The following is a 13189-nucleotide window of genomic DNA, read 5'->3' as shown; positions in this document are numbered from 1 at the left end:
CTCGTGCTCTGCCCCCACCGGCGGGGCAGAGCACGAGCGACGGCGGGTCACCTGACCGGGTGTCGCCGGACGCCGGCGCGTCCCGCGAGTGAGTCGCGTCACCGAGCGGGTAGTGGGGGCCAATGCGCCTGCCCGACCCCGCGGACCTGTTCGACCTCCCCCGGACCCTCGTCGAGTCGGTCCGCACGCTCGGTGCGGCCCTGCCGCGTGCGGAGAACCTGCTGCCGATGGCCGACGACGTGCTCCGGAGCACCCGGACGCTGCTCGACGGGGTCGCTCCCGCGGTGGCGCGGGCAGCCGCGGTGGCGCCCGACGTGGTCGACACGGCCACCGGCGTGGTGCAGCGGCTGGCCGGCGTCCTGACCCCCGAGCGGACGGCCGCGGTGGCCGCCCTGACCGACCGGCTGGTCGCGGTCCTCACCCCCGACCGGATCGCGGGGATGTCCCGGGTGGCCGACTCGGTCCGGGCGCGGGCCGACGTCGTGCCGCGCGCCCTCGACGCGCTCGACGGGCTGCTCTCCTCCGGCCGGCTGCAGCAGCTCGGCGCCGGGATCGACCGGCTGGCCTCGCCGGAGCGGGTCGACCGGCTCGACGTGCTGCTCGAGCTCGTCACCGGCGACCGGGTCGCGAAGGCGCTGGACCTGGCCACCGACGAGCGCATCGGGCGGCTGCTGGACCTCGCGGCCGACGAGCGCATCGGCCGGCTGCTGGACCTCCCCGCCGACGAGCGCTTCGGCCGGCTGCTCGCCCGGCTCGACCTGCTCCTCGCCGACGACCGCCTGCCGCACGTGGTCGACCGTGCCGGCGAGGTCCTCGACGACGGCCGGGTGGAGCGGGTGGCCGCCGGCCTGGACCGGGTGCTGGCCGAGGAGAACCTCGACCAGGCCGGCGAGCTGCTCGGCAACGGGCGCGGCGCCGCCGCGGTCCGGGCGCTGCTGCGCGTCGGCCGGGCGCTCACCGGCCAGGGGCCGCAGGCGGTCGCCACGCTGCTCGAGCGCCTGCCCGACCTCCTCACCGAGGAGCGCGTGGAGTCCCTCGGGGCGCTCGCCGACCGCGCGCCGGAGGACATCGACACCGCGCTCGACGTCCTCGAGGACCTCTACGCCGTCATGGCCGGCGCGGACGGGTACGACGACGAGGCGGGCGACGACGGGCAGCAGGACGACGACGGGCAGCAGGACGACGGGCCGGCTCAGGACGCCCAGCAGGCCGACCAGCAGGACGACGAGGACGAGGAGGACGAGGAGGACGAGGAGGACGAGGACGAGGAGGACGAGGACGAGGAGGAAGCGGCCGGCTGAGGCCGCTCAGCCGCCGGCGCGCTCCCGCCACTGCCGCACCCAGGCGCGGCCGTAGTCGTTGCCGTGCGGGGTGCGCAGCACCGTGTGCACGTGGAAGGGCTGCGGGGTGTCGTAGTCGAGGAAGACACCGCAGTGGTGGTCGAGCTCGGCGACGACGACCGGCGACTGCACCCGGTAGTAGAAGACGTCGCCGGGCTCGTGCCCGCCGATCCAGGAGAACCAGGTCTCGTCCAGGTGCGCCTCGACCTCGCGCAGCCGCGCGGCCCGGGGGCCGGCGGGCAGCAGCGCGACGAAGGTGGCCACGACGTCGAGCACCCGCTGCCGGGCGTCCTGGGGCAGGTCGGCGACCCGGACCCCCTCGACCGGGATGACCCGGTTGTCCTGGAACGCGCCGGCCAGGTGCCGCTCGTCGCCGGGGTGCACCCGGCCGGGCGGCATCGCCGGGTCGACCATCCGCTCGTAGACCGTCGCGGCGGTCCGCTGCTCCGGCGTCAGCGCCGCCATGACGGCCAGCCCGGCGGCGATCCGGTCGGCGAACAGGCCGGAGATCCCGGCGTGCGGGCCGTCGTCGATCTCGTCGGGCTCGGCGCCCACGAACACCGGCGAGACCACCATCCGGCCCTCGACCACCAGCACGTCGACCGCGCAGTGGTGGCCGTAGAGCTGCCAGCCCCACGGCGCGCGCAGGTCCGGGGTGCCGTAGAGGGCGAGGTTGTAGCTCCACTCGCCGAGCAGCGCGGGCAGGTCGACGACGTCGCCGAGGAAGCCGTTGACCAGCATCGCGGCGTGCACGAGGTCGGCGCCCTCGGGCGACAGGGACGCGCGGACCAGCTCCAGCGCCGCCTCGCGCACCTGGGGCGGCTGGAACTCCAGCCGCAGGCCGGTGTCGAACTGCAGGAACTCCGGGTTGGCCCAGGTCTGCCACTCCGGGGCGTCGACGGCGTGCGACACCCGCTCCCGGTCCTCCGGTGACAGCAGCGACAGCAGCGCCTCCGCGGCCTCGACCATCGCCGCGACCGGCGCCTCCTCGCCGGGTCGCGCGGGCTCCCAGCGGTGCACCTCCGGACGCAGCGTGCCGTCCTCGGTGACCCCGCGGAACGGCGCCAGGTACAGCGGCGTCCAGCCCTCGACCAGCCCACCGGTGAACGTGCCCGGCTTCCGCGCGAACTCCCCGTAGGCGTACGCGTCGAGCCCACGCACCTCGGCCAGCCGCGGGTGGTCGTGCGGGAACAGGTACTGCCGGAACTCACCGGCCACGGCCGGCCACCTCCCGGGCCTCGTTCCCGACGATGCGGTTGGTCAGGACGCCCAGCCGCTCGACCTCGACCTCGACGACGTCGCCGGGCCGCATCAGCCACGGGGGCGTGCGGGCGTAGCCGACGCCGGACGGCGTGCCGGTGGCCAGCAGGTCCCCGGGGTGCAGCGTGATGGTGCGGCTGATCAGCGCGAGGGTGTCGCCGACGGTGTAGACCATCTCGTCGGTGCGCCCGTCCTGGACGGTCTCGCCGTTGACCCGGGTCCGCACGCGCAGCCCGTCGCGCAGGTCGCCGACCTCGGCGGCGGGGACGATCGGCCCGAGCGGTCCGGACCGGTCGCCGTTCTTGCCGAGGATCCACTGCGAGGTGAGCTTCTGCGCCCGCCGCGAGGTGACGTCGTTGAACGTCGAGTAGCCGACGACGGCGGCCAGCGCCTCGTCCGGCGTGGCGTCGACCAGCGTCGACCCGACGTACGCGACGACCTCGCCCTCCCAGTCGAGGCCGTCCTCGTCGGCGGGCACCGGGATCTCCGCCCCGCCGACGGTCAGCGACCGGGTCCAGCGGGCGAACAGCGTCGGGTGCGGCGGCACGCCCTCGCCGGCGAAAAAGCCCTCGGCGACGTGCTTGAGGTAGTTCAGCCCGATGCAGACCACGCGGGCGCCGGGCAGCACCGGCGGCACCACCTCGACGCCGGCGACCGGGACGGGGTCCCCGGCCGGCTCCGCGGCCAGGAACCGGGCCGCGTCGGCCCAGAACCCCGCCAGCGGCGCCAGCAAGGTCACCGTCGCGCCGTCGTCGGACAGCGCCGCCGCCTCGACCGGTCCGCCGTCCCGGCGGATGCCCACGACGCGCATCAGGCGAGTCCGTTCCGGCGGGCGACGTCGCCGAGCCAGGCGAGGCTCGGCTTGGGCGTGCGGGCGAAGGTCTGCCGGTCGACGGCGACCAGGCCGAAGGTCGGGCGGTAGCCGAGCATCCACTCGAAGTTGTCCAGCAGCGACCAGTGCACGTAGCCGCGCACGTCCGCGCCGCCGTCGACCGCCGCGGCCAGGGACGCGAGCGCGTCGCGGGTGAAGGCGATGCGGTCGGTGTCGTCGCCCGTGGCGATGCCGTTCTCGGTGACCAGCAGCGGCGTGCCGGGCAGCACCTCGGCGGCCCGCGCGACGGCGGCACCGAGCGCCTCCGGCCGGCGCTCCATGCCGTGGGCGAGCGTCTGCAGCTCCGGGGCGGGGGCGACCAGGCCGTCGGCGTCGAAGCGGGCGCAGGTGTACACCTGCAGGCCGACGAAGTCGTCGCCGCGGGCGGCCTCGAGGAACTGGTCCTCGAAGGCGGCGCGCTCGGCGCGCATCCGCTCCTCGCCGCCGGGCTCGGCGAGGTGCTCGCGGCCGACCAGCGTCATGCCGGCGCGGGCGACGTTCCCGCGGAGCACGTCCATCGAGCGGGCGTGCAGGCCGAGCAGCGCCTCGGCGACCTCCTGGTCGGGGCGGGGCAGCCCCCTGATCGGCTCGCCGCGCATCGCCATCGCGCCCATCACCGGCTGGGCGGCCACCAGGTTGGGCTCGTTGACGGTGCACACGTACTCGGCGTCGGCCAGCACCGGCAGCACGGCCTCGGTGTAGCGGGCGATCCGGTCGCCGGCCTTCGGGCCGGTCCAGCCGCCGTCGTGGGACAGCCAGCGGGGCTGGGTGAAGTGCACGAGCGTGACCACCGGCGCCAGCCCGCGGTCGCGGCAGCCGTCGACGATCCGCCGGTAGTGGTCGAGCGCGGCGCGCGAGACCTCGCCCTCCTCGGGCTCGATCCGGCTCCACTCCAGGCTGAACCGGTAGGCGGAGAGCCCGGCACCCGCGACGAGGTCGAGGTCCTCGGGCCAGCGGTGGAAGGAGTCGCACGCGTCGCCGCTGGGCTCGGCGAACGGCGAGTGCTCGGCGTGCTCCATCTCCCAGTGGTCGTTGTTCACGTTGCCGCCCTCGACCTGGTGGGCGGCGGTGGCGGCACCCCAGAGGAAGCCCTCCGGGAACTGGGCGGCGGTCATGGGGCGGGTCTCCTCGGATCGGGGGTCAGCGGAGGGCGGAGGCGGGGACGGCGGCCCCGAGGACGCGGGCGAGCAGCGTGTCGGCGTCGGGCACCGCGTCCCCGCGCCAGGCCACGTGCTGGTCGGGGCGGACGAGGACGAGGTCGGCGCCGAGCAGGTCGCGCAGCCCCGGCACGCCGGACAGGTCGGCGTCGGTCAGCGGCACCCCGCGGGCGGCCGCGGCGCTCGCCAGCGACCCGGCGTCGGCGGCAGGGTCCAGCCGCAGCACGGTGAAGCCGTCGCCGAGGCGGTCGAACAGCGAGTCGCCGTCGCCCAGCCAGGCGTGCGGCAGCCGGGCACCGGGGTGCGCCGAGGGGGTGAAGGTGGCCAGGGCCGGCGCGGGGACCGGCCGGCCGTCGGGGACGACGACGGGGGAGTCCGGGTAGTCGTAGCCGAGCACCAGCCCGAGGCTGTGGAACTCCGGGTCCTTGACCTGCAGGGCCTCGGCCAGCGCCGCCCGCAGCTCGACGCCGGTGGGGCCGTCGTCGTCGAGGTCGCGGCCGGTGAACGCGGGGGCGAGGAACGCCTCCTGACCACCGGCGGCGTCGATGGTGCGCCGCGCGACCGGGCGCCGCTCGGGTTCGTAGCTGTCGAGCAGCGCGGCCGGCGCCCAGCCCTGCAGGACCGCGGCGAGCTTCCACCCGACGTTCACGGCGTCGCCGACGCAGGTGTTGAACCCGTGCCCGCCCCACGGCGGGTTCAGGTGCGCGGCGTCGCCGACGAGGAACACGCGCTCGCCGCGGTAGCGGTCGGCCAGCAGCATCCGGGCCTGCCACGGGTCGGTGGCCAGCACCTCGACGTCGATGTCGTCCCCGACCATCGCCCGCACCAGGGCCCCCGGGTCGGCGTCCTCGGCCACCGTGTCGACGCCCTGCACGATCGCCCACCACGTGCCGTCGAGGTCGAGCCGGCCCATGAGCCCGCCGCGCTCGGTGCCGATCACCCAGTGGTGCACGCCGAGCGTGCACAGCGGCCGCTCCTCCAGCGCGCGGGAGCGGAAGGTGACGCTGAGGTTGGGCATCGCGCCGGAGGAGCCCTCGTACCGGGCGCCGATCGCGCGCCGCGAGATGCCGGCGCTGCCGTCGCAGCCGAGCAGGTACCCGGCGACGACGTCGGTGCCCGTGCCGTCCGGGCCCTCGACGGTGGCGCGGACCCCGTCCGGCCCGTCGGTGATCGCGGTGACCCGCGAGCCGACCAGCAGGGTGACCGTGGGCAGGGCCGCGGCGGCCTCGCGCAGCAGCCGCTCGACCTCCGACTGGGGCGCCTGCTGGCCGGCCTCGGCGGCGACCTGGCGGGGCTCGGTCCACAGCCCGAACGCCTCGGGGAAGCGGGTGATCTCGTGCCCGAACAGCCCGGTGCAGAAGACGACGTCCTGGGCGTAGGACACCGGGAGCGGGGCGGCGGCGCGCAGCCGGTCGGCCAGGCCCCAGCGGCGCAGGTGCTCCATCGTGCGGACGCTGGTGGTCTTGGCGCGCGGGCGCAGCGGGTCCAGCTCGGTGCGCGGCTCGACGACGAGCACCTCGACGCCACGGCGGCCCAGCTCGATCGCGGCGGCCAGCCCGCTGGGGCCGCCGCCGGCGACGAGGACCGGGACCCGGGACGGGACGTGCGCTTCGGTCACGGGGACTCCTGTCGGACTGCGGTGCCGCCGTCGGGCGCCTCCCACGTGAGGGAGGCGGGGCGGGGATCGAGGGCCGGGGGGCTCGGGGGCCGCGCCCGGACACGTCGAGGATGGGTGGCCGGGGTCACTCTGCCGAGGGGCGATTCCATTGACCGGCAAGCGGTCCCGGATAGTTCCGGATCACGTCCCGAGCAGCCGGGCGCGCAGGAACGCGGTCGTCCGGTCGAGCGCGTCCGCGGCCGCGTCCGGGGCGCCCAGCCACATGTGGTCCGCGCCGTCGTAGGTGTGCAGCTCGACGTCCGCCCCGGCTCTCCGCAGCGCCTCCGCCAGCCGCTCGCTCTGCACGCACGGCACGAACCGGTCGCCGGTGCCGTGCAGCAGCAGGAACGGCGGCGCGTCCGCCCGGACGTGGGTGACCGGGCTCGCCTGGGCCGCGGCGCCGGGCACGCTCGCCGGCGGGGCGCCGAGCAGCTGCGCCTCCCGGGTGCCGGCGTCGGCCGGGTCGGCGCCGGCGTCCGCGGCGAAGCCGGCGAGGTCGGCCGGCGGGTACCAGGCGGCGACCGCGACGACGGCGCTCGACGGGCCGGCCACGCCGACGTCGCCCTCCAGGTCCGCGTCGGTGGCCAGGCCGAGCAGCTCGGCGAGGTGGCCGCCCGCGGACTCGCCCCACGCGGCCACCCGCTCCGGGTCGACGCCGAGCTCGTCCGCCCGGGCGCGCAGCCAGCGGACGGCGGCCTTCGCGTCGGACAGCTGCGCCGGCCAGACCGCCTCGCCGGAGAGCCGGTAGTCGGCGCTGGCCACCGCGATCCCGGCGGCAGCGACCCGCTCGAACAGCGTGCGTCCGGGGAACGCGGGACCGCCGGAGTGCCGGCCGCCCAGCCGCCACCCGCCGCCGTGCAGGAACAGCGCGACCGGGTGCGGCCCGTCGCCGGGCGGGAGGTACAGGTCGAGCTCCAGCGGCCGGACGCCGGGGAGCGCCGCGTAGGCGACCCCGGACAGGACGCGGGTGCCGTCCGGGCCCGGCACGGGCGCGGGCAGGGGAGCGGCGTGCGCCGGCGGGGGCAGCGGCAGGGCGGGCGTGGGCACGGGGCCTCCTCGGAACGGACGCCGGGCGCGGCCCCTGGTCAGGGACCGCGCCCGGGGAGCGAGGTGCGGGACTCAGGCCTGCTCGGGCCACTCGTAGTCGCGCATGAACTGCATGTCGTGCTGCTGCGCCGCCGCCTGCATGCGCGGGAAGTCCGGGATGAACGGCGGCTGGTCCTTGGTCGGGTGGTCGGTCGGCTGGCCCATGTGCTGGAAGAACCGCTCGAAGCCGCCGGAGAGGGTGCCCATCATCCGGGCGTCCTCGACGATCTGGTACGCGTGCGCGAACCCGGCCGGCACGAAGCCGAAGTCGCCAGGGGTGAGCAGCTGCGACTGCTTGCCGCCCTCGGCGTCCTCGAAGAACAGCCGCACCTTCCCGTCGAGCACGAAGAACGTCTCGTGGGTGGCGTTGTGCGAGTGCGTGGGGATGACGTCGCCGGCGGGGGAGTCGCTGACGACGATCCCGAACTGGTTCTCGGTCTCGTCGCCGGACAGCAGCACGCTGAACAGGTCGCCGAACAGCATCGCGTGCTCGCCCTCGCCGCGCTTGAGCACGTAGGGGACCGGCTTGCCGGGCAGCACCCCCTGCCACTGCGGGCCCCTCTCCGGGTCGATCAGGTACTCGAAGCTCATCTGCACTCCCGGGTCGGGTCGACACTGACCGTCCGAGCATCCGTGACCCGGGTCACCCGACCAACGCCCGTGCCATTGACCGGCACGGTCACGCGGACACCGGGACGGTGACGGGCTGCCCGGCGACGACCTCGGCCATCAGCGCGAGCGCCCGGTCCACCGGCTCGACGTCGACGGCGGGCGTGTTGAGGAAGCCGTGCAGCATCCCGGGGACGAGCACCTGCCGGACGTCGACGCCGGCCAGCGCGAGCGCCGCGGTGAACGCCTCGGCGGAGGCGCGCAGGTCGTCGTACTCGGAGTTCAGCAGCAGCACGGGGCAGAGCCCGTCGAGGACGGCGTTCGCCGGCATCGCGTACCCGTCCGCGCGGCTCTCCGGCCCGCCCAGGTAGGTGCGGGTGATCGACGCACGGTCCTCCGGCAGGAAGCGCAGCAGCCGCGGGACCTCGGTCATGAGCGCCGCGAGCGCGGCCGACGGCGCGGGGACGACGGCGTGCAGGGTCGTGTAGGCGAGGACCAGCGCCGCGGGGACCCAGCCGTCGTCGTCGCGCAGCCGCAGCACGGCCCCGGTGGCCAGGTTGCCGCCGGCGCTGGCGCCGCCGACGGAGATGCGCGCGGGGTCGACGCCCAGGACCGCGGCGGAGTCGCGCACCCACTGGACGGCGGCGACGGCGTCGTCGTGCGGCACGGGGTAGGTCACCCCGCCGACGCAGAGCCGGTAGTCGACGCTCACCACGACGGCACCGGCCCGCTCGCAGACCTGCCGCGCGGTCCAGTCGGCCTCGGGCATGTCCAGGTCGCCCATCCGGAACGCGCCGCCGTGCAGCCAGACGAGGCAGGGGCGGTCGGTGCCGCCGCCGTCGGGCTCGTAGACCCGGACCGGGACGTCGCCGTGCGGACCGGGCGCGGACGCCGGCCGGGCGGCGACGGCGGGCGGCGGGGGAGCGCCCTCGATCGACATGAACGCGTCGAGGCGGGCGCGCTGCTCCGGGTCGGCGAGACCTTGCTCGAAGGACTCGATGCCCTCCAGCAGGTGCAGGTTCGCGGCGATGGCGGGGTGGATCGGCACGGGTCCTCCGGTGCTCGGCGGTGGTCCGCGTCACCCTCGTCACCGAGGGGCGGGTCCGGCCATCCCCGTGCCATTGACCGGCAGGTCGAGGCGTCTGTGGGTCCCGGTCGACGGCTACCGGAGACCTGTGGACGCGCCGCTGACCTGCGGATTCACGTCGCGGACGGGTGCCTGATCGGCTAGGCTTCGTACATGTGTTCGGGTGAGCCGGGCGGCGGTGACGTCCTCGACGAGGTCGCCGCGCTGGTCGCCGAGCGCAACCGGATCGACGCCCGCCTCGCCCGTCTGGTCCGGACCGCGGAGAACCGGCAGGCGCCCGAGCGGGACGGGCTGAGGGCGATGGCCTCGTGGCTGCGCGGGCACTGCCGGCTGTCGACCGCCACCGCCGCGCGGCTGGTGCGCACCGGCCGGGCGCTGGAGCACCTGCCGGCGCTGGCCGAGGCGCACGAGGCCGGGCTGGTCACCGCCGAGCAGGTGGCCGTCGCGGCGCGGGCGGTGACCCCCGAACGGCTCACCGCCGCCGCGGTCGCCGGGGTGGACCTGGCGGTGGTCGACGCGGTCCTCACCGGTGTGGCGGTCGAGCACTCGCACGCCGACCTGGCTCAGGTGGTCCAGCGCTACTGCGACGACCTCGACCTGGACGGGCCGGAGCCCGACCCGACCGAGGGCCGGTCACTGACGCTGGCCCGGCACGCCGACGGCTCCCTCACCATCCGCGGCCACCTGGACGCCGTGGGCGGGGAGAGGCTGCAGACCGCACTCGAGGCGCACGTGCAGGCCGACCGGCCCGCCGGGGACGAGCGCACCCGCGCCCAGCGCCTCGGCGACGCCCTCGTCCAGCTGGCGGACAACGTGCTGGCCGCCGGGACGCTGCCGGTGCTGCGCGGCCACAGGCCGCAGATCGCCGTCGTCGTGGACCTGGCGGACCTGGTCGATCCGGCCGGCAGCCGCAACGCCGGGCGGATGGGCTTCGGGGCCACGATCTCCGCCGCCCGCGCCCGCTGGCTGGCCTGCGAGGGGGCGGTGTCCCGCGTGGTGTTCGGCCCCGACGGCGCACCACTCGACCTCGGCCGCGAGCAGCGGCTGATGAGCCGCCACATCCGCCGCGCCGCCGAACTCCGTGACGGCGGGTGCGTGTTCACCGGCTGCGGCGCACCGACCTGGTGGTGCGACGTGCACCACCTGGTCCACTGGATCGATGGCGGCGACACCAGCCTCGACAGCGCAGCGCTGCTGTGCGAACGCCACCACACCAAGGTCCACCACGGGTTCCGCGTCGAGCGACGACCCACCGGGACCTGGCGCACCTGGTGGCCCGACGGCACCGAGATCACCACCCCGGCACCCCTGGCGCCGGCGCTGCGCGCACCCGCTGCCTGAACCCACCTGCACCGGCCCGCTCGGCCGCCCGTCGAACGACCGCGGACGGTCGCACGGGCCTGCCGGCATCGGGCCGGCCTCAGCGGCCGGGGCCGAGCGGGCGCCGGGCGCCGAGGCCGCGGGAGATCGCGCGGGCGGCGGTGCGCACCGCGGGGCCGAGCACGCGGGCGTCGGCGCCCTCCTGCGGCACGACGACGGAGACCGCGGCGGCCAGCCGGTCGGTGGCGTCGAAGACCGGCGCGGCCACCGAGACGATCGGCCGGGGGACGCGGCGGCGGAAGTGGGCGAGGCCCTCCCGGCGGACCTCGGCCAGCGTCCGTCGCAGCGCCGCCTCCGACACCGGCGTGCGCTCGGGCTCGTGCACCAGCGGCCGGGCCAGGTACTCCTCCTGCACGTCGGGGTCGGCGTAGGCCAGCAGCACCAGGCCGACGCCGGTGGAGTGCAGCGGCAGCCGCCCGCCCACCTGGTACAGCACCGGGATCGCCGCGTGCGCCGAGAGGCGCTCGAGCAGCACGGCGTCCCCGCCCTCCCGGACGGCGAGCAGCACGTGCTGGCGGGTGACCTCCTCCAGGTCGCCGAGGAAGGGCATCGCCACCTGCCGCAGGCCGCGGGCGCGGGGCGCCAGGGAGGCCACCTCCCACAGCCGCAGCCCGACGGTGAACCGGCCCTCGGCGTCGCGCTCCAGCGCGCCCCAGGCGACCAGCCGGCCGGCCAGCCGGAGCGTGGAGCTGGTCGGGATGCCGCTGCGGCGGGCCAGCTCGCCCAGCGTCAGCGACGGACGCGTGGCGTCGAAGGCGGCGAGCAGGGCGAGGGCGCGGTCGACCACCGGGTCGCCCTGCGGCGGCCGCCTGCCCCGGACGCGCGGCGCCGGGCCCGGTCCGTCGGTCACGTCGGTCACGTCGGTCACGTCGGTCACAGGGTCCTGGTTCACCGGGAGGACGTCCGTCCGTCACCGGTGAGGTGCGCACCACACTCGTTTTCCATTGACCGGCATTGTGCCTGACGCCACAGCGCAGTCGTCCTCATCGTCTTGGAGCAGTCGGGCGGAGCAGCCCGCACGGCCGCCGGTCGGCCGTCCAGACCCCTCGCGTCCGTCGAGGATGAGGAGCCAGGACACGATGAATCGATCCACCCTGCTGACCAGCCGGCGCACCCGGCCGACGACCGTGCGGATCGGTGCCGCGGTGGTCGCGACCGCGACCGCCGCGACGCTGGCCGCCTGCGGCGGCAACGGCGGTGGCGGTGGCGGCGGCAGCCAGAGCGCGCAGGGCACGCTGACCTTCGCCTACGACGCCGATGCCGCGCCCACCGGCTACGACCCGCTGCGGTACTCGCAGGGGCAGTTCACCTTCTTCAGCGCGCTGTACGACGCGCTGTTCGTCACCACCTCCGACGGCACGGTCGAGCCGAGCCTGGTCACCGAGTTCTCCAACAACCCGGAGAACACCCAGACCACGCTCACGCTGCGCGAGGGGGTGACCTTCACCGACGGGTCGGCCCTGGACGCCGAGCTGGTCAAGGCCAACCTCGACCGGCGCAGCGACCCGGACCTCGAGGCCTACGGCGCGCTGGCCCCCGGGCAGGCGTCCGAGATCACCGACGTGACGGTGCAGGACCCGCGGACCGTGGTCATCACCTGGGCGCAGCCCCAGGCGACGCCGGAGAACAACCTCGTCGACACCGCGGGCATCATCGTCGGCCGCGACGGCGTCGCCGACCCGAGCACCCTCGAGACGGCGCCGAACGGCTCGGGGGCCTACACCCTCGACACCGGCGAGACGACGCGCGCGAGCACCTACACCCTCGACAAGAACGACGAGGCCTGGGGCGCCGACGAGTGGGCCTACGACTCCATCGTCTTCAACGTCATCACCGACCCGCAGGCGCTGGCCAACGCGGTCGTCTCGGGCCAGGCCGACGTCGCGACCGTCCTCGACCCGACGACGATCGACCTGGTCGAGCAGCGGCAGAGCGTCGTCAGCGTCGGCGGCACGATCGTCGGCTTCCCGGTCATCGACAAGACCGGCGCGAGCAACCCGGCCTTCGCCAGCGAGCAGGCCCGGCTGGCGATGACCTACGCCACCGACCGCGAGGCGCTGGTCAGCGACCTGCACGACGGCTCCCGGCCGACCTCCCAGCTCTTCCCCGAGGAGGCCCCCGGCTTCGACCCGGCGCTGGACGAGGAGTTCGGCTACGACCCGGACCGCGCCCGGGAGCTGCTCGCCGAGGCCGGGTTCCCGGACGGCTTCGACGTCGACCTGACCGTCCTCGGCCAGCCCGACGAGGACGCCGTCGCCATCCAGAGCCAGTGGGCCGAGGTCGGCATCCGGCTCAACTTCGTCACCGCCACCTCGACCGACCAGGTCTTCGCGGCGGTGCGGACCGACCCGGTGATCTTCGGCCCCTTCACCGTGGGCGCCCAGCCCGCGGGCTTCGTCGCCGGTGCCCTCTACGGCGGCTTCATGAACATGCAGGACGCCACCGAGCCGGAGATCGAGGGCCCGCTCGGCGCCGCCCTCGGTGCGACCGGCGACGCCCAGGAGCAGGCCCTGACCGACCTGAACCGGGCCATCACCGAGAACGGCTGGTTCGTCCCGGTGTACGAGGACTTCGTCTACGCCGGCTACAACGCCGAGTCGGTCGCCGAGCCGTCCTTCGCCGGGACCAACGCCTACCTCGTGCTCTCCGACATCGAGCCGGCGAGCTGACCGCTCCCTGATCGGCCGGTGGCCGCCGGCACGCCCGGCGGCCACCGGCCCGGCCCCAGACCACTCCTCATCG

Annotated in this window: 11 protein-coding genes; 3 read left to right on the top strand and 8 right to left on the bottom strand. The window is 75.8% G+C overall.

Annotated elements, in window-relative coordinates; all coding sequences use genetic code 11:
• Positions 1–122 precede the first annotated feature (122 nt).
• The gene (locus tag ACI8AB_RS19150; protein ID WP_456951418.1) at positions 123–1301 is read left to right on the top strand and encodes a hypothetical protein; all 1179 of its coding nucleotides are present in this window, start codon (positions 123–125) and stop codon (positions 1299–1301) included.
• 6 nt (positions 1302–1307) lie between these two features.
• Here the strand turns inward: ACI8AB_RS19150 and ACI8AB_RS19145 are convergent, their stop codons facing one another.
• The 7 genes from ACI8AB_RS19145 to ACI8AB_RS19115 form a co-directional block, all read right to left on the bottom strand.
• Positions 1308–2558 (bottom strand): DUF3500 domain-containing protein, encoded by a 1251-nt coding sequence (locus tag ACI8AB_RS19145; protein ID WP_387985048.1) that lies wholly within the window; start codon positions 2556–2558, stop codon positions 1308–1310.
• Positions 2548–3411, bottom strand: coding sequence for a fumarylacetoacetate hydrolase family protein (locus tag ACI8AB_RS19140; protein WP_456951417.1), 864 nt, complete (start codon positions 3409–3411; stop codon positions 2548–2550). The genes ACI8AB_RS19145 and ACI8AB_RS19140 overlap by 11 nt, the downstream gene beginning before the upstream one ends.
• Complete coding sequence (locus ACI8AB_RS19135; RefSeq protein ID WP_456951416.1) at positions 3411–4586, bottom strand: glycoside hydrolase family 1 protein; 1176 nt, start codon at positions 4584–4586, stop codon at positions 3411–3413. The genes ACI8AB_RS19140 and ACI8AB_RS19135 overlap by 1 nt, the downstream gene beginning before the upstream one ends.
• Before the next feature lie 25 nt (positions 4587–4611).
• Entirely contained in the window at positions 4612–6246 is a 1635-nt protein-coding gene (locus tag ACI8AB_RS19130; RefSeq protein ID WP_456951415.1) for an FAD-dependent monooxygenase, read from the bottom strand.
• A 180-nt stretch (positions 6247–6426) separates the two neighbouring features.
• Positions 6427–7332 (bottom strand): alpha/beta hydrolase fold domain-containing protein, encoded by a 906-nt coding sequence (locus tag ACI8AB_RS19125; RefSeq protein WP_456951414.1) that lies wholly within the window; start codon positions 7330–7332, stop codon positions 6427–6429.
• A 72-nt stretch (positions 7333–7404) separates the two neighbouring features.
• Positions 7405–7962 (bottom strand): quercetin 2,3-dioxygenase, encoded by a 558-nt coding sequence (locus ACI8AB_RS19120; protein WP_456951413.1) that lies wholly within the window; start codon positions 7960–7962, stop codon positions 7405–7407.
• Between the two features lie 88 nt (positions 7963–8050).
• Entirely contained in the window at positions 8051–9028 is a 978-nt protein-coding gene (locus ACI8AB_RS19115) for an alpha/beta hydrolase (RefSeq protein ID WP_456951412.1), read from the bottom strand.
• 192 nt (positions 9029–9220) lie between these two features.
• On the opposite strand from ACI8AB_RS19115, the gene ACI8AB_RS19110 reads away from it, so the two are divergent.
• Positions 9221–10408 (top strand): DUF222 domain-containing protein, encoded by a 1188-nt coding sequence (locus ACI8AB_RS19110; RefSeq protein ID WP_456951411.1) that lies wholly within the window; start codon positions 9221–9223, stop codon positions 10406–10408.
• A 79-nt stretch (positions 10409–10487) separates the two neighbouring features.
• Here ACI8AB_RS19110 and ACI8AB_RS19105 read toward each other — a convergent pair whose 3' ends face one another.
• The gene (locus ACI8AB_RS19105; protein WP_456951410.1) at positions 10488–11315 is read right to left on the bottom strand and encodes an IclR family transcriptional regulator; all 828 of its coding nucleotides are present in this window, start codon (positions 11313–11315) and stop codon (positions 10488–10490) included.
• Positions 11316–11526: 211 nt separating this feature from the next.
• On the opposite strand from ACI8AB_RS19105, the gene ACI8AB_RS19100 reads away from it, so the two are divergent.
• Positions 11527–13116 (top strand): ABC transporter substrate-binding protein, encoded by a 1590-nt coding sequence (locus ACI8AB_RS19100; protein WP_456951409.1) that lies wholly within the window; start codon positions 11527–11529, stop codon positions 13114–13116.
• Positions 13117–13189 lie beyond the last annotated feature (73 nt).

This window comes from Geodermatophilus sp. SYSU D00698 (genome assembly GCF_054050335.1).
This window is presented reverse-complemented; position numbering and strand designations above follow the sequence as displayed.